15 protein-coding genes are annotated in these 16,903 nt (G+C 58.6%); 13 read left to right on the forward strand and 2 right to left on the reverse strand.

Annotation, left to right across the window (positions count from 1 at the left end; translation table 11 throughout):
- The first annotated feature begins 24 nt into the window (after nucleotides 1-24).
- From pldB to IAE50_RS17165, 3 genes are all read left to right on the forward strand, one after another.
- Nucleotides 25-1,017 carry a lysophospholipase L2 gene (pldB, locus tag IAE50_RS17155; protein ID WP_023479539.1) on the forward strand — a complete coding sequence of 331 codons (993 nt, stop codon included), beginning with the start codon at nucleotides 25-27 and terminating at the stop codon, nucleotides 1,015-1,017.
- Nucleotides 1,018-1,042: 25 nt separating this feature from the next.
- Nucleotides 1,043-1,849, forward strand: a complete 807-nt coding sequence (gene yigL / locus IAE50_RS17160; protein ID WP_094419074.1) for a sugar/pyridoxal phosphate phosphatase YigL — start codon at nucleotides 1,043-1,045, stop codon at nucleotides 1,847-1,849.
- A gap of 98 nt (nucleotides 1,850-1,947) precedes the next feature.
- A complete protein-coding gene (locus tag IAE50_RS17165; RefSeq protein WP_042714317.1) occupies nucleotides 1,948-2,847 on the forward strand; it encodes a carboxylate/amino acid/amine transporter in 900 nt (299 codons plus the stop codon).
- Here IAE50_RS17165 and metR read toward each other — a convergent pair.
- A complete protein-coding gene (metR, locus tag IAE50_RS17170; RefSeq protein WP_042714319.1) occupies nucleotides 2,735-3,688 on the reverse strand; it encodes an HTH-type transcriptional regulator MetR in 954 nt (317 codons plus the stop codon). The genes IAE50_RS17165 and metR overlap by 113 nt on opposite strands.
- A 234-nt stretch (nucleotides 3,689-3,922) precedes the next feature.
- On the opposite strand from metR, the gene metE reads away from it, so the two are divergent.
- The 4 genes from metE to IAE50_RS17190 all read left to right on the forward strand — a co-directional run bounded on the left by metE (nucleotide 3,923) and on the right by IAE50_RS17190 (nucleotide 10,020).
- Entirely contained in the window at nucleotides 3,923-6,184 is a 2,262-nt protein-coding gene (gene metE, locus IAE50_RS17175; RefSeq protein ID WP_200580785.1) for a 5-methyltetrahydropteroyltriglutamate--homocysteine S-methyltransferase, read from the forward strand.
- Between the two features lie 129 nt (nucleotides 6,185-6,313).
- Nucleotides 6,314-7,291 carry an ABC transporter substrate-binding protein gene (locus IAE50_RS17180; protein ID WP_200580786.1) on the forward strand — a complete coding sequence of 326 codons (978 nt, stop codon included), beginning with the start codon at nucleotides 6,314-6,316 and terminating at the stop codon, nucleotides 7,289-7,291.
- 3 nt (nucleotides 7,292-7,294) lie between these two features.
- On the forward strand, nucleotides 7,295-9,004 hold the full coding sequence (locus IAE50_RS17185; protein WP_200580787.1) for an iron ABC transporter permease: 1,710 nt from the start codon (nucleotides 7,295-7,297) through the stop codon (nucleotides 9,002-9,004).
- Nucleotides 8,992-10,020 carry an ABC transporter ATP-binding protein gene (locus IAE50_RS17190; protein WP_200580788.1) on the forward strand — a complete coding sequence of 343 codons (1,029 nt, stop codon included), beginning with the start codon at nucleotides 8,992-8,994 and terminating at the stop codon, nucleotides 10,018-10,020. Before IAE50_RS17185 ends, IAE50_RS17190 begins: the two co-directional genes overlap by 13 nt.
- 23 nt (nucleotides 10,021-10,043) lie before the next feature.
- Here IAE50_RS17190 and IAE50_RS17195 read toward each other — a convergent pair whose 3' ends face one another.
- A complete protein-coding gene (locus IAE50_RS17195) occupies nucleotides 10,044-10,850 on the reverse strand; it encodes a dienelactone hydrolase family protein (protein ID WP_076770414.1) in 807 nt (268 codons plus the stop codon).
- Between the two features lie 258 nt (nucleotides 10,851-11,108).
- Between IAE50_RS17195 and udp the strand changes: the two genes are divergently transcribed.
- The 6 genes from udp (at nucleotide 11,109) to tatA (ending at nucleotide 16,901) form a co-directional block, all read left to right on the forward strand.
- Nucleotides 11,109-11,870, forward strand: a complete 762-nt coding sequence (gene udp / locus IAE50_RS17200; RefSeq protein WP_042716347.1) for a uridine phosphorylase — start codon at nucleotides 11,109-11,111, stop codon at nucleotides 11,868-11,870.
- Nucleotides 11,871-12,002: 132 nt separating this feature from the next.
- Entirely contained in the window at nucleotides 12,003-13,460 is a 1,458-nt protein-coding gene (gene rmuC, locus IAE50_RS17205; RefSeq protein WP_094419079.1) for a DNA recombination protein RmuC, read from the forward strand.
- A 66-nt stretch (nucleotides 13,461-13,526) separates the two neighbouring features.
- Nucleotides 13,527-14,282 carry a bifunctional demethylmenaquinone methyltransferase/2-methoxy-6-polyprenyl-1,4-benzoquinol methylase UbiE gene (gene ubiE, locus IAE50_RS17210; RefSeq protein ID WP_023479593.1) on the forward strand — a complete coding sequence of 252 codons (756 nt, stop codon included), beginning with the start codon at nucleotides 13,527-13,529 and terminating at the stop codon, nucleotides 14,280-14,282.
- Between the two features lie 11 nt (nucleotides 14,283-14,293).
- Nucleotides 14,294-14,899, forward strand: coding sequence for an SCP2 domain-containing protein (locus IAE50_RS17215; RefSeq protein WP_200580789.1), 606 nt, complete (start codon nucleotides 14,294-14,296; stop codon nucleotides 14,897-14,899).
- Entirely contained in the window at nucleotides 14,896-16,536 is a 1,641-nt protein-coding gene (ubiB, locus tag IAE50_RS17220) for a ubiquinone biosynthesis regulatory protein kinase UbiB (protein WP_042716352.1), read from the forward strand. Before IAE50_RS17215 ends, ubiB begins: the two co-directional genes overlap by 4 nt.
- Before the next feature lie 101 nt (nucleotides 16,537-16,637).
- Nucleotides 16,638-16,901, forward strand: a complete 264-nt coding sequence (gene tatA, locus IAE50_RS17225; protein WP_042716354.1) for a Sec-independent protein translocase subunit TatA — start codon at nucleotides 16,638-16,640, stop codon at nucleotides 16,899-16,901.
- Nucleotides 16,902-16,903 lie beyond the last annotated feature (2 nt).

A 16,903-nucleotide genomic window follows, 5' to 3' on the forward strand; every position in this document is an offset into this window, starting at 1 on the left:
ATGGCTAAAAGGGGCAAAATCCCGATGTTTCGGCAAAAAAAGGCGTGGGAAAGCAGAGAAAAAGCGTTCGCCGCATTCACCATGGGTCCGTTGATGGACTTCTGGCGATCGCGTGAAGAGGACGTGTTTACCGGCGTGGACGACGTGCCGGTCAGTTTTGTTCGTTTTCGCGCCCAGAGTAACGATCGGGTGATCGTGATCTGCCCTGGCCGTATCGAAAGCTACGTAAAGTATGCCGAACTGGCCTATGACCTGTTCCACCTGGGTTACGACGTGCTGATTATCGATCACCGCGGCCAGGGGCGTTCCGGGCGCATGCTGCCCGATGCACACCGCGGTCATGTGGTGAAATTCAGCGACTATGTCGAAGATTTAGCCGCCTTCTGGGAGCAGGAAGTTGCCAGCGGCCCGTGGCGTAAACGCTATATTCTGGCGCACTCAATGGGTGGCGCGATCTCAACGCTCTTTTTACAGCGCTACCCGCACGCCTGCGACGCCATCGCGCTCTGCGCGCCGATGTTCGGCATTGTTATTCACCTGCCGGACTGGGTGGTGCGTCCGCTGCTGGAGTGGGCTGAGAGCTACCCGAGCATCCGCGACGGTTACGCCATCGGCACCGGCAGCTGGCGTCCGCTGCCCTTCGCCATCAACGTGTTGACCCACAGCCGCGAGCGCTACCGCCGTAACGTCCGTTTCTACGCCGATGAACCGACCCTGCGCGTCGGCGGCCCGACCTGGCACTGGGTGCGTGAAGGCATCCTCGCGGGCGAGCAGGCGCTGGCCGGGGTGGAAAAAGATGCCACGCCGACATTACTGATTCAGGCAGAAGAGGAGCATGTGGTGGATAACCGCATGCATCAGCGCTTCTGCGAACGCCGCGCCGCCGCCGGTCACCCCTGCGAAGGGGGGAAACCGCTGGTCATCGAAGGCGCGTACCATGAGATCCTTTTCGAAAAGGACGCCATGCGCTCAGTCGCGCTCAACGCCATCGTCGATTTTTTCGATCGACATAACTGATGATTTATTGAGGTTAAATTTTCTTATGTACCAGGTTGTTGCCTCTGATTTAGACGGTACGCTGCTCTCTCCCGACCACACACTGTCGCCTTTCGCCAAAGAGACCTTAAAACTGCTGACCGCGCGCGGTGTGAACTTTGTCTTCGCCACCGGCCGCCATCACGTTGATGTCGGGCAGATCCGCGATAATTTAGATATCAAAGCCTACATGATCACCTCCAACGGCGCGCGCGTGCACGATACCGACGGAAACCTGGTCTTCACCCATAACCTCGACCGCGATATCGCCGCCGATCTCTTCGGCATGATGCATAACGAGCCGGAGATCATCACCAACGTCTACCGCGACGATGAGTGGTTTATGAACCGCCACCGTCCGGATGAGATGCGCTTCTTCAAAGAGGCGGTGTTCAAATACGCGCTCTACGAGCCGGGTTTACTGGAGCCAGAGGGCGTCAGCAAAGTCTTCTTCTCCTGTGATAACCACGAAAAACTGCTGCCGCTGGAGCAGGCGATCAACGCCCGCTGGGGTGACCGCGTCAACGTCAGCTTCTCCACATTGACCTGCCTGGAAGTGATGGCGGGCGGCGTATCGAAAGGCCATGCGCTGGAAGCGGTTTCGCACGCGCTGGGCTACAGCCTGAAAAACTGCATCGCCTTCGGCGACGGTATGAACGATGCCGAAATGCTGTCGATGGCGGGTAAAGGCTGCATTATGGCCAACGCCCACCAGCGCCTGAAACAGCTCCATCCGGAGCTGGAAGTGATTGGCACCAACGCCGATAACGCCGTGCCGAAATACCTGCGCAAGCTCTACCTTGGCGAAGATTGACAACTGTTCGCCAAATAAACAGTCGTCAACCAAATAGTCAAACTTTGTACACCTGAGTTCGCTACAATGCGTGTCCTTTCACTTGAGAGACATTCATTGTGGCGTTACTGATCATCACCACCATTCTGTGGGCCTTCTCGTTTAGCCTGATTGGCGAGTACCTTGCCGGGCATGTCGACAGCTACTTTTCGGTGCTGATGCGCGTCGGGCTGGCGGCACTGGTCTTTTTACCCTTCCTGCGCACACGCGGCCATAACCTGCAAACCATCGGCTTGTATATGCTGGTAGGTGCGCTGCAACTGGGCATCATGTATCTGTTCGGCTTCCAGGCCTATCTCTACTTAACGGTCTCCGAATTCTTGCTCTTTACCGTGTTCACCCCGCTCTATATCACGCTGATTTACGACCTGCTGAGCAAACGCAGGCTGCGCTGGAGCTACCTGCTAAGCGCCGGGCTGGCGGTGATTGGCGCGGCGATCATCCGCTACGACAAAGTGAGCGATCACTTCTGGACGGGGCTGATCCTTGTGCAGCTGGCGAATATCAGCTTTGCGATTGGTATGGTGGGGTATAAGCGCCTGATGGAGACGCGCCCGATGCCGCAGCACAACGCCTTTGCCTGGTTCTATCTTGGCGCGTTTGTGGTGGCAGCAGTAGCGTGGCTGATAATGGGCAATCCGCAGAAATTACCCACCACCACCTTGCAGTGGGGCGTGCTGGTGTGGCTGGGCGTTGTGGCGTCCGGGCTGGGTTACTTTATGTGGAACTACGGCGCGACGCAGGTGGATGCGGGCACGCTCGGCATCATGAATAATGTGCACGTTCCTGCGGGGCTGCTGGTCAATCTTGCCATCTGGCAGCAGCAGCCGCACTGGCCCAGTTTTATTATTGGTGGTGCGGTGATAATGGCTTCGCTATGGGTACATCGCCGCTGGGTCGCTCCGCGCTCCGCACAAACGGCAGATGATCGCAGGCGTGGTTCCGCGCTGAGCGAATAAACGCTTCCGTTACCGGCTGACGCTGCTCGCCGTCGCGCACCGCGGCGTACAGCCGGCTCCACAATCCCTCGCCAAGGGTTTTGGTCACAATCAGACCCTGGCGCTCAAAACTCTCCACCACCCAGTGCGGTAGCGCCGCAATCCCCATGCGCGCGGAGACCATCTGAATCAGCAGCAGCGTGTTATCGACACTTTTCAGCGACGGGCTGACGCCTGCCGGTTGCAGAAAGTGCCGCCAGATATCAAGCCGGCTGCGCTGCACTGGATAGATGAGCAGCGTTTCGCTGGCGATATCTTCCGGCGTGATATGCGCCACCGCTGCCAGCGGATGATCCGGCGCCAGCACCAGACGCACTTCAAAATCAAACATCGGCGAATAGTGCAGGCCACTGCGCGGCAGAATGTCGGAGGTGAGCACCACATCGAGCTCGCCCTGTTGCAAAGCGGGTTGCGGATCGAAGGTAACGCCGGATTTGAAATCCATCTCCACCTGCGGCCAGCTCTGGCGGAAATTCTCAAGCGCGGGGGTCAACCACTGAATACAGCTATGGCACTCAATGGCGATGCGTAAGGTGGTTTGCTGCGGCTCATTGCAGGCTTGCAGCGCACGGCTAATCTGCGGCAGCACCTGATTGGCCAGTTGCAGCAAAATTTCCCCCTGCGGCGTAAAACGCAGCGGCTGGCTTTTACGCACAAACAGACGAAAACCGAGGCGCTGTTCCAGATCGCTGAACTGATGGGAAAGGGCGGATTGCGTCTGGTGCAGCGTTGCCGCAGCGGCGGCCAGCGATCCGCTATTTCGTAACGCTTGCAGCGTTTTCAGGTGCTTAATCTCGATCATGAAACTCTTTCACTCCGGCATGAATATTTTGCGCTTGAGGAATACACAGTACATTCACATTATGGATGTGTAAACATCTGGACGTCCAAATCCTGCGTCTTTCGAATTAACGGTGCGTTGGCTGCGCTCATTCACCCCGGTCACTTACTTCAGTAAGCTCCCGGGGATTCATGAACTTGCCGCCTTCCCTTAATCCGAAATCCTTTGGATTAACTAATTGAAGAGGCTAATAAAATGACAGTAATCAACCACACCCTCGGTTTTCCTCGTGTTGGTCTGCGTCGTGAGCTGAAGAAAGCGCAAGAGAGCTACTGGGCCGGCAACGCCAGCCGTGAAGAGTTACTGGCGGTGGGCCGCGATCTGCGCGCTCGTCACTGGGAGCAGCAGAAAGAAGCGGGTGTCGATCTGCTGCCGGTCGGCGACTTCGCCTGGTACGACCATGTTCTGACCACCAGCCTGCTGCTTGGCAACGTGCCGGCTCGTCATCAGAACAAAGACGGCTCTGTCGATATCGATACCCTGTTCCGCATCGGTCGTGGTCGTGCGCCGACCGGCGAACCGGCGGCGGCAGCGGAAATGACCAAATGGTTTAACACCAACTACCACTACATGGTGCCGGAATTCACCCAGGGCCAGCAGTTCAAACTCACCTGGACCCAACTACTGGACGAAGTAGACGAAGCGCTGGCGCTCGGCCACAACGTCAAGCCGGTGCTGCTTGGCCCGGTCACCTACCTGTGGCTGGGCAAAGTCAAAGGCGAGCAGTTCGACCGCCTGAGCCTGCTGAACGATATTCTGCCGGTCTACCAGCAGGTGCTCGCGGAACTGGCGAAACGCGGCGTCGAGTGGGTGCAAATTGACGAACCGGCGCTGGTGCTGGAGCTGCCGCAAGCCTGGCTTGATGCCTTTAAACCGGCTTACGACGCGCTGAGCGGCCAGGTCAAACTGCTGCTGACCACCTATTTTGAAGGCGTTACGCCGAACCTCGATACCATTACTGCGCTGCCGGTGCAGGGGCTGCATGTTGATCTGGTTCACGGCAAAGATAACGTTGCGGAGTTGCATCAGCGCCTGCCGGCCGACTGGCTGCTCTCTGCCGGGCTGATTAATGGCCGTAACGTCTGGCGCGCCGATCTCACTGAGAAGTACGCGCAGATCAAAGAGCTGGTCGGTAAACGCCCGCTGTGGGTTGCCTCCTCCTGCTCGCTGCTGCATAGCCCCATCGATCTGAGCGTAGAAACCCGCCTCGATGAAGAGGTGAAAAGCTGGTTCGCCTTCGCCCTGCAAAAATGCCAGGAGCTGGCGCTGCTGCGCGATGCGCTCAACAGCGGCAATACCGACAAACTGGCGGAGTGGAGCGCCCCGATTCAGGCGCGTCGCCACTCAACCCGCGTGCACAACACCGCCGTGGCGAAACGCCTGGCGGCGATCACCGCACAGGACAGCCAGCGTCAAAGCCCCTACGCCGAACGCGCTCAGGCGCAGCGCGCCCGCTTTAATCTGCCAGCATGGCCGACCACCACTATCGGCTCCTTCCCGCAAACCACTGAAATTCGTGGCCTGCGTCTGGATTTCAAAAAGGGCAACCTCGACGCCAATAACTACCGCACCGGTATCGCGGAACATATCAAACAGGCGATTGCCGAGCAGGAGCGCCTGGGGCTGGACGTGCTGGTGCATGGCGAAGCCGAGCGTAACGACATGGTCGAGTACTTCGGTGAAAACCTCGACGGCTTCGTCTTTACGCAAAATGGCTGGGTGCAGAGCTACGGTTCCCGCTGCGTAAAACCACCGGTAGTCATCGGCGATGTCAGCCGTCCGCAACCGATCACCGTTGAGTGGGCGAAATATGCCCAGTCGCTGACCGATAAACCGGTCAAAGGGATGCTGACCGGCCCGGTCACCATTCTCTGCTGGTCCTTCCCGCGTGAAGATGTCAGCCGTGAGACCATCGCCAAACAGATTGCGCTGGCGCTGCGTGATGAAGTGGCGGATCTGGAAGCCGCAGGGATTGGCATCATTCAGATTGATGAACCTGCCCTGCGCGAAGGGTTACCGCTGCGTCGCAGCGACTGGGATGCCTACCTGCAATGGGGCGTTGAAGCCTTCCGCCTTAACGCTGCGGTGGCGAAAGATGAGACGCAGATCCACACCCACATGTGTTACTGCGAGTTCAACGACATCATGGACTCTATCGCCGCGCTGGATGCCGACGTTATCACCATCGAAACCTCCCGTTCCGACATGGAGCTGCTGGAGTCCTTCGAAGAGTTCGAATACCCGAATGAAATCGGGCCGGGCGTGTATGACATTCACTCACCAAACGTCCCGAGCGTTGAGTGGATCGAGGCGCTGTTGCAGAAAGCCGCGCAGCGTATCCCGGCAGAGCGTCTGTGGGTCAACCCGGATTGCGGCCTGAAAACCCGCGGCTGGCCGGAAACGCGCAGCGCGCTGGCGAACATGGTGAAAGCCGCGCAGAACCTGCGTCAGCAGTAATCAGCCTTACCGCGCCGCTGTTAAAAACGGCGGCGCGTCATTGCCTTAGCGCACCTTATCCCGCCTTCGTAACATGATTGTCAAACTCCCTTGTTTTAATCGTCGCAACGAAAACAGCGGGAGAGATCCATGAATAACAAACGTGTGCTGGCCGCAGTTGTGCTGGCTCTCATCAGTGCCTCGTCATGGGCAAAATCAACCTTAACGCTCTATACCAGCCAGCCGAATGACGATGCGCAGGTGACCGTCAGCGCCTTCGAAAAAGCGCACCCGGATATTGAAGTGAAGTGGATCCGCGACGGCACCAGCAAGCTGATTGCCCGGTTGCAGGCAGAGTTAGCCGCCGGAAGCGCCGCGCCGGATGTGCTGCTGATTGCCGACAGCGTGACCATGGAATCCCTCAAAAAACAGAACCTGCTGGCAGCTTATAAATCGCCTGAAGCGGTGCGCTTCGACCCGCAGCTGTTTGATCAAGAGGGCTATTACTACGGTACCAAAGTGATCACTACCGGCATTGCCTACCACACCAAAGCGCCGCTCAAACCGACCTCATGGCTGGATCTGCTCAAACCTGAAGTGAAAAACATGACCACGCTGCCAAGCCCGCTCTACTCCGGCGCGGCGCAGATCCACCAGGCGACGCTGATGAACGACCCGGCGCTCGGCTGGCAATACTACGAAAAACTGAAACAGAACGGTGCGATGCCGCAAAGCGGCAATGGCGCGGTGATGAGCGCCATCGCCTCCGGCAGCAAAGCCTATGGCGTGCTGGTGGATTACCTGGCGATCCGCGAAAAAGCCAAAGGCGCGCCGGTTGAGTTTCTCTTCCCGAAAGAGGGCGTCAGCGTTGTTACCGAACCGGTAGCGATGATGAAGGGAACCAAGAACCCGCAAGGGGCGAAAGAGTTTATCGATTTTGTCCTCTCGGACGCCGGGCAAAAACTGGTGCTGCAACAGGGCTATCTCCCTGCGGATGCGACGCTGCCGGTGCCGAAAGGCTTCCCGCCGCGCGACAGCATCAAATTGATGCCGTTTGATGCGGCAAAAGCGCTGGCCGAGACCGAGGCGAACAAAAAACGCTTCGCCGATCTCTTCGGTAACCGCTAAACGATGAGTAGCGCAATCGTGCCGAACAGCGGCAGCGGCGCAACCAAAGGGCTGCTCTGGCTGTTGCTGTGCCTGGTGGCGCTGCTGAGCCTGTTGCCCAGCCTGCGGCTGCTGCTCTCCGCGCTGGTTGACTGGCGGCAGGGTAGCGACAGCAGCCTGTGGCGCGTGCTCAGCAACCCGGCAACCTGGCTGGCGCTCTGGCACAGCCTTTACACCAGCGGGCTTGGCACACTGCTGTCGCTGCTGCTCGGTAGTCTGTTCGCCTTCTGCCTGGCGCTGACCAACATCCGCCTGAAACAGATGTGGGTCTTTCTGTTTATGTTGCCGATGATGATCCCGCCGCAGGTCACAGCCCTAAGCTGGCTGCAACTTTTCGGCCCCGGCAGCATTCTGCTTAACAGCCTCGGTATCGCGCCGGGGTTTGGCAGCAGCAACCCGCTCTACTCGCCAGAAGGGATTGCGCTGCTGCTTGGCATTCAGCATGCACCGCTGGTGTTTCTCGCGCTACGTACCCAACTGCGCGCACTGCCGCAGGAGCATATTGAAGCGGCGAGGCTTAACGGCGCATCATTATGGCGCGTGTTTATCGATATTGTGCTGCCGCTCTGCCGCACCGCGCTGTGGGCCGGGGCGGCCATCGCCTTTGTCTCGGCGCTGGGCAACTTCGGTATTCCGGCGATGCTCGGCATTCCCATCTCCTATTTCGTGTTGCCAATCCATATCTACCAGACGCTGGCAAGCTTCGGTCCCTCAATGCTCAATGACGTGGCGGCGCTCTCGCTGCTGATGGGCGTGCTGGCGATTGGCATTGTCATGCTCCAGAGCCGCATGCAGCGGCGCTATGCCTTACCGCTGATTGGCACAACCGGGCGCGCGATCGCCTTCAGGCTGGGAAGCGGGCGGCTGGCCGTTGAAGTGCTGCTCGGCGCAGTGCTGTGCGCGATCCTGCTTGCGCCCCTGCTGGCGCTGATCGCCACGTCGCTGGTGCCGACGCTCGGCGTGCCGCTGAACAGCGAGACCTTCACCCTCACCGCCTGGCACAACCTCTTCACCGAGCAGAGCGCTACGGCGCGCGCCCTCGGCAACAGTTTTCTGCTATCAGTTTCAGCCGCGCTGGTGCTGATGCTGGTTAGCCTGCCGCTGGCGTGGCTGCTGGTGCGCTACCCGAACCGCCTGCTGCGCGGCTTGCACAGCATAATTGATATTCCCTACACGCTGCCGGGCGTGGTGCTGGCCATCGCCTGCATTCTGCTCTTCGCCCGCCCGCTGCCGCTGCTTGATATCGCGCTCGGCGGCACGCTGACGATTATCTTTTTGGCCTATCTGGCGCGCTTTCTGACGGTCTGCCTGAAGCCGGTGCACAGCAGCATGCTGCAACTCGACCCGGCGATGGAGGAGGCGGCAAGCCTGGCGGGCGCGGCCTTCGGCCAGCGTCTGCGTCATATCGTCTTACCGCTACTGGCTCCGGCAGCATTCGCCGGTGCGCTACTGGTGTTTCTTACGGCGGTGAATGAGTTAACCGTTTCGGCGCTGTTATGGAGCGCGGGAAAGGAGACCATCGGCGTGGTGATTTTCAACCTTGATGAGAGCGGCGATAAGGTGCTGGCCTCGGCGCTCTCCGTGCTGGTGGTGGCGCTGGTCGCACTGGTGATGCTGCTACTCGGCGCGCTCGGGCGCTATCTACCGAAAGGAGTAATCCCATGGCAGAACTGAAGCTTGAAGGGCTCAGCAAAGTGTTTGGCGAGCAGGCGGTGGTGCGGGATCTGACCTTAACGCTGCCGCAGGGCGCATTTACCGCACTGTTAGGGCCAAGCGGCTGCGGCAAAACCACTACGCTGCGCATTCTCGCCGGGCTGGAGACGCTCAGCGACGGGCGTTTGCTGCTGGGTGAGCGCCTGCTGGCGGATAAACGCCACCATACGCCGCCGGAGCAGCGCGATATGGGGATGGTGTTCCAGTCCTATGCCCTGTGGCCGCATATGACCGTCGCCGAAAACGTCGGTTATCCGCTGAAGCTGCGCAAAGTGAACGGTGCCGCGCGGCAAAAACAGGTGATGGCGGCGCTGGAGGTGGTTGAACTCGGAGCGTATGCCGGGCGTGCGCCCCACGAACTTAGCGGCGGGCAGCGTCAGCGTGTTGCGCTGGCTCGCTGCCTGGTCTCCGAGCCGCAAGTGGTGCTGCTGGATGAGCCATTAGCCAATCTCGACAGGCACCTGCGTGCCACCATGGAGCAGACGTTTCGGGAGTTTCATCGCCGCACCGGTGCCACCTTTGTCTATGTCACCCACGATCAGGCGGAAGCGATGGCGCTGGCGAGCCATATTGCGGTGCTGCACCAGGGCGAGCTGATGCAGTGGGGCGCACCGCAGGATCTCTACCAGCAGCCGAAAAGCGGCTGGGTCGCGCGCTTTATTGGCAAGGGCAGCGTGCTGACGCTGGCGACGCCCGCCGGAGATCAACAGCTGGACAGCACCTCGCTGCATCATGGCTTATCCCAGAGCGGGTATGGCGCGCAGCAGCCGGTGCTGGTGCGCCCGGAGCATGTGCAGATTGCCGGGGAAGGGTTAAGCGCGCAGGTGGAGAGCTGTATTTATCAGGGCGAGCGCTATTTGCTAGCGCTACGTTTAGCGGACGGTCAGGGGCTGACGGCCTTTCATCACGCCGCGCTGCAACCGCAGCAGCCAGTCTGCGTGCGTTTACTACAGGGCTGGAAGCTAGAGGCGGCATAGGGCGCCGCCTCCATGTGGGAACACTACTTTTTCGCGTACTGCGCAAACCACGCCAGCATGCGCTGCCAGCCGTCGGCGGCAGATTCCGCATGGTAGCTTGGGCGATAGTCGGCATTGAAGGCGTGACCCGCTTCCGGGTAGACGATGATCTCCGCGTTGGCATTCGCCGCGCGCAGCGCCTGGCGCATCGTCTCCACGCTCTCCTGCGAGATACCGGTATCCTGCGCGCCATAGAGGCCGAGCACCGGCGCGGTCAGATCGGTGGCGATATCGACCGGATGTTTCGGCGAATTTAAAGTTTTTTCACCCGTCAGCTTGCCGTACCAGGCGACCGCCGCTTTCAGTTGCGGGTTGTGCGCCGCGTAGAGCCACGCAATGCGGCCGCCCCAGCAGAAACCGGTCACCAGCAGTTGATGGGCGTCACCGCCGTTGCGTGCCGCCCAGTTGGCGACGTGGTCGAGATCGGCCAGCACCTGCGCATCCGGTACTTTGCTGACCAGCCCGCTAAAGAGCGTGGGAACGTCGGCAAAATCATTCGGATCGCCCTGGCGGAAATAGAGCTCCGGCGCGACGGCAAGATACCCCTCCAGCGCCAGCCGGCGGCAGAGATCGCGAATATGTTCATGGACGCCAAAAATCTCCTGCACGACGATAACAATCGGCAGCGGGCCCTCGGCATCTTTTGGTCGGGCGTGATACGCGGGCATGGTGTCGCCCTGCGTTGGAATGGAAGTTTCGCCTGCGATCAGCCTCTCTTCCGGCGTGTGAACCGTGGTTGACGCAAGCGGTGAAGCCGCAGGCGCAAAGCCCGGCTGTTTGGTGGTGGTCATGAGATTCTCCCTACCCTTTATTAGCGCTCCCATAACTATAGTCATGAAGACCAGGGCATGCGCAATCGCCGTGCGCAGGCTATCTTTGCTGCTGAGTTAGCGGGCATAACGTGTTAGTGTGACGGCCGTCACCATTTTATGGAAAATGAGTGCAATCAATTTCATTCATGGTGACAGCAGTCACGAAAACAAGCGCGTGGCTTCTGTAAAGTACCGTTTTACCTCCCCCCGATAATACCGACCACAGAGGAGTCTGTTATGTCCAAGTCTGATGTTTTTCACCTCGGCCTCACTAAAAACGATTTACAAGGGGCTACCCTGGCCATCGTCCCTGGCGATCCGGAGCGAGTGGAAAAGATCGCCGCGCTGATGGATAAGCCGGTCAAGCTGGCCTCTCACCGCGAATTCACCAGCTGGCGCGCCGAGCTGGATGGCAAAGCAGTGATCATCTGTTCTACCGGTATCGGCGGTCCTTCTACTTCCATCGCCGTTGAAGAACTGGCGCAGCTGGGCATCCGCACCTTCCTGCGCGTCGGTACCACCGGCGCGATCCAGCCGCATATCAACGTCGGCGATGTGCTGATCACCACCGCTTCCGTGCGTCTTGATGGTGCCAGCCTGCACTTCGCCCCGATGGAGTTCCCGGCGGTGGCGGATTTTGAGTGCACCACGGCGCTGGTGGCCGCAGCCGATGCGATTGGCGCGACTAAACATATCGGCGTGACCGCCTCGTCTGACACCTTCTACCCGGGTCAGGAGCGTTATGACACCTTCTCCGGCCGCGTGGTGAAAAGCTTTAAAGGCTCGATGGAAGAGTGGCAGTCAATGGGCGTAATGAACTATGAAATGGAGTCCGCTACGCTGCTGACCATGTGTGCAAGCCAGGGGCTGCGCGCCGGGATGGTCGCCGGGGTGATCGTTAACCGCACCCAGCAGGAGATCCCGAACGCGGAAACCATGAAGAAGACCGAAAGCCACGCGGTGAAAATTGTGGTCGATGCCGCGCGTCGACTTCTGTAATCCCGCTTCCAGATTTACAAGGCCGACGCGTTCGGCCTTTTTTATTTGCGTAATGCCTCGCAGAAAAGCCCTTCCAAACTGGACGTTTATACAGCACAATCCCGACGGAATGGGTGATGAAGAGGGAGCGGAATGGAGAGTTCAATCATCGTACTGGCAGCCGTGGCGCTGGCAGGGTTACTGGTCGGCTGGCTGGCCGCAAGCTGGCGCGGTGCGCAGCAGCAGGCGGAGTTGCTCGCCGAGCAGCGCGATGTCTTCAGTGAACTGAGCGCCGCCCGCCAGCAGATCGCCCAGAATAGCCACTGGCGCGAAGAGTGCGAGCTGCTGAATAACGAACTGCGCAGCCTGCAACATATCAACAGCTCGCTGGAAGCGGATCTGCGTGAAGTCACCACCCGGCTTGAATCCACCCAACTGCATGCGGAAGAGAAACTGCGCCAGATGCACAGCAGCGAGCAGCGTCTGAGCGAGCAGTTTGAAAACCTCGCTAACCGTATTTTCGAGCAGAGCAACCGTCGCGTTGACGAACAGAACCGCCAGAGCCTCAATGGCTTACTCACCCCGCTGCGCGAGCAGCTCGACGGTTTTCGCCGCCAGGTGCAGGAGAGCTTCGGCCAGGAGGCGCGCGAACGACACACCCTGGCGCATGAGATCCGCAACCTCCAGCAGCTGAATGCCCAGATGGCGCAGGAAGCCATCAACCTCACCCGCGCGCTGAAAGGCGATAACAAAACCCAGGGCAACTGGGGCGAAGTGGTACTGACGCGCGTGCTTGAAGCCTCCGGCCTGCGCGAAGGGCATGAGTATGAAACCCAGGTCAGCATGGAGAACGAGAGCCGCGCGCGCATGCAGCCGGACGTCATTGTGCGCCTGCCGCAGGGCAAGGACGTGGTGATCGATGCCAAAATGACGCTGGTGGCCTACGAGCGCTACTTCAACGCCGAGGATGAGTTTTCCCGCGAAGCGGCGCTGCAGGAGCACATCACCTCCGTACGCGGTCATATTCGCCTGCTGGGAAGGAAAGATTATCAGCAGCTCTCCGGGCTGCGCAGCCTGGATTACGTCCTGATGTTTATCCCGGTGGAGCCCGCCTTCTTAATCGCCCTCGACAGGCAGCCGGAGCTGATTACCGAGGCGCTGAAAAACAACATTATGCTGGTCAGCCCGACCACGCTGCTGGTTGCCCTGCGCACCATTGCCAACCTGTGGCGTTACGAGCACCAGAGCCGCAACGCCCAGCAGATTGCGGAGCGGGCGAGCCGCCTGTATGACAAAATGCGTCTCTTTGTCGACGATATGACCGCGATTGGCCAGAGCCTGGAGAAGGCGCAGGATAACTACCGCCAGGCAATGAAAAAACTGAGCTCAGGGCGCGGCAACCTGCTTGCGCAAACTGAGGCATTTCGTGGCCTTGGCGTCGAGATCAAGCGCGAGATTAATCCGGAACTGGCCGCCCAGGCGCAGGAGCAGGACGAAGAATTTCGTCTGCGGGCAGGACAAGACGCGTTTAACGATCATAATCAAGACAATGGATTAGATATGGCGACGCCGGGCGAAGAGGCTGCGGCGAAGGCCTCTTCGGGCGGTTGAAACGTAGGGCAATCGCGTCCAATCTGATACACTTCATCAACAAATCCTTAAATAGCAGGCACTAAGATGGCGGAAGATTCAAAAGAGACAACACACTTTGGTTTTCAGACCGTCGCCAAGGAAAATAAAGCCGATATGGTGGCGCATGTTTTCCATTCGGTTGCGTCAAAATACGATGTGATGAACGACTTAATGTCGATGGGCATCCACCGCTTATGGAAGCGATTTACCATCGATTGCAGCGGCGTACGCCGTGGGCAGAAAGTCCTCGATCTGGCGGGTGGCACCGGCGATCTCACCGCAAAATTTTCTCGTCTGGTTGGCGAAACCGGCCAGGTTGTGCTGGCGGACATTAACGAGTCGATGCTGAAGATGGGCCGCGAAAAGCTGCGCAATCTCGGTGTTATCGGCAATGTTGAATATGTGCAGGCGAACGCCGAAGCGCTGCCGTTCCCGGACAACACCTTCGACTGCATCACCATCTCCTTCGGTTTGCGTAACGTTACCGACAAAGAGAAAGCGCTGCGCTCCATGTTTCGTGTGCTGAAGCCGGGCGGCCGTCTGCTGGTGCTGGAGTTCTCCAAACCAGTTATCGAGCCGCTGAGCAAAGCTTACGATGCTTACTCCTTCCACGTTCTGCCGCGCATTGGTCAGATGGTGGCAAACGACGCGGAGAGCTACCGTTACCTGGCTGAATCCATCCGTATGCATCCCGATCAGGACACCCTGAAAGCGATGATGCAGGATGCTGGTTTTGAAAACGTCGATTACTACAACCTGACCGCCGGTATTGTTGCCCTGCATCGTGGCTACAAATTCTGACAGGAGTGCGTATGCCCTTTAAGCCGATGGTGGCCGCGGGAATTGAACGCGTGCTGAATACCTTTTTTTACCGCGACAGCGCGCTGAAAGCGGCGCGCCAGCGTCTCTACGGCAAAGTGCTGCGCGTGGTGGTGCAGGAGTTTTCCGCGCCGATTGTGCTGGTCTTCAGCGAGCGCCAGGTTGACGTGCTGAGCGAGTGGGAAGGGGAAGCCGACTGTTCAGTCATTACCCGCCTTAACGTGCTGCCGAAGCTGCGCGACCGTCAGCAGCTCACCGCGCTTATCCGCAGCGGTGAACTGGAAGTGCAGGGCAATATTCAGGTCGTACAAAACCTCTCTTCACTGATGGATCAGGCCGAGTTTGACCCGGCGGAAGTGCTTGCGCCGTGGACCGGCGACATTGCCGCTGAAGGTATCAGCAAGTTTCTGCGCGGCGGCGCCCGCCTTTTTCGCCACGGCTTTACGCGCCAACAGCGCTATCTCTCTGAAGCCTTAACGGAAGAGTGGCGCGTGGCACCGGGCGCGCTGGAAATCGCCTGGTTTGCCGAAGAGACAGCGGCCGCTGAACGTGCCGCGGACGCCTTAGCCAAACGACTGGATAAACTGGAGGGCAAATGACGCCTGGAGAATTACGGCGACTCTATTTCATCATCCAGACTTTTTTGAGTTACGGGCTTGATGAGCTCATCCCCAAAATGCGTCTTACCCTGCCGCTGCGTCTGTGGCGCAGAACCCTCTTCTGGATGCCCAACCGGCATAAAGAGAAGGAGCTGGGTGTACGTCTGCGCCTCGCGCTACAAGAGCTTGGGCCGGTATGGATTAAATTCGGGCAGATGCTCTCCACTCGCCGCGACCTCTTCCCGCCGCTGATCGCCGATCAGCTGGCGATGCTGCAGGATCGCGTCGCGCCCTTCGACGGTAGGCTGGCAAAAAAGCAGATTGAAAAAGCGATGGGCGACCGCCCGGTTGAGGAGTGGTTTGACGATTTCAATATTGAACCGCTGGCATCAGCCTCCATCGCGCAGGTGCATACCGCACGGCTGAAAGAGAATGGCAAAGAGGTGGTGATCAAAGTGATCCGCCCGGACATTCTGCCGATCATCAAAGCGGATCTGCGCCTCATCTACCGCCTGGCGGGCTGGGTTCCACGCCTGCTGCCGGATGGCCGCCGTCTGCGCCCGCAGGAAGTGGTGCACGAATATGAGAAGACGCTGATCGACGAACTCGATCTGCTGCGTGAATCGGCTAACGCTATTCAGCTACGCCGCAACTTTGAAAACAGCCCGATGCTCTATGTGCCGGAAGTCTACTCTGACTACTGCAGCCAGAACATGATGGTGATGGAGCGCATCTACGGCATCCCGGTTTCTGATGTCGCGGCGCTGGAGAAGAACGGCACCAACATGAAGCTGCTGGCTGAACGCGGTGTGCAGGTCTTCTTCACCCAGGTGTTCCGGGACAGCTTCTTCCATGCCGATATGCACCCTGGCAACATCTTCGTTAGCTACGATCACCCGGAAGATCCGCAATACATCGGCATTGACTGCGGGATCGTCGGCTCCCTGAACAAAGAAGATAAGCGCTATCTGGCGGAAAACTTTATCGCCTTCTTCAACCGTGACTACCGCAAAGTGGCGGAGCTGCACGTTGATTCAGGTTGGGTACCGGCAGATACCAACGTCGAAGAGTTTGAGTTTGCCATCCGTACCGTCTGCGAGCCGATCTTTGAGAAGCCGCTGGCAGAGATCTCCTTTGGTCACGTGCTGCTGAACCTCTTCAACACCGCGCGCCGCTTCAATATGGAAGTGCAGCCGCAGCTGGTATTACTGCAAAAAACTCTGCTCTACATTGAGGGAGTAGGGCGCCAGCTCTATCCGCAGCTCGATTTGTGGAAAACGGCGAAGCCTTTCCTTGAAACGTGGATCAAAGATCAGGTTGGCTTCCCGGCGCTGGTGCGGGCCATCAAAGAGAAGGGCCCCTTCTGGATCGAAAGAATGCCGGAAGTTCCTGAACTGATCTTCAACGGATTGCAGCAAGGAAAACATTTGCAACAAAGCGTTGATAAAATTGCCCGAGAGTTAGAGGTCAACCGCGTACGGCAGGGGCAGTCCCGCTATCTGTTTGGCATCGGTGCGACGCTGCTGTTAAGCGGCACGTTATTGCTGATAACCCGTCCTGAGCTGGCAAATAATCCGTTGTGGTTAATGGGCGGCGGGCTGCTTGTCTGGCTGCTGGGCTGGCGTAAGACGCGCTGACATGATGCGCCCTGGCCATGCCGGTCAGGGACATGCAGCCCGGGGCATAACGTGTATACTGTGGCCTCTTTCTAACATCGTCTCTTAGAGGGGAAGTGAGTATGGGTAGTATCGGCATTTGGCAGTTGGTGGTTATTGCAGTCATCGTTGTGCTGCTGTTCGGCACCAAAAAGCTCGGCTCGATTGGCTCCGATCTCGGTGCTTCGATCAAGGGCTTCAAAAAAGCGATGAGCGACGATGATAAAAAAGAGAGTGAGGCAAAATCGGCACAGGATGCAGATTTTACCGCGAAAAACCTCTCTGATACCCGTAACCCCGACGTCGTGAAGAGCGACGAAAAACGTCACGATAAAGAGCAGGTGTAAGT

Source organism: Kosakonia sp. S42 (assembly GCF_016624785.1).
Lineage (GTDB): Bacteria > Pseudomonadota > Gammaproteobacteria > Enterobacterales > Enterobacteriaceae > Kosakonia > Kosakonia cowanii.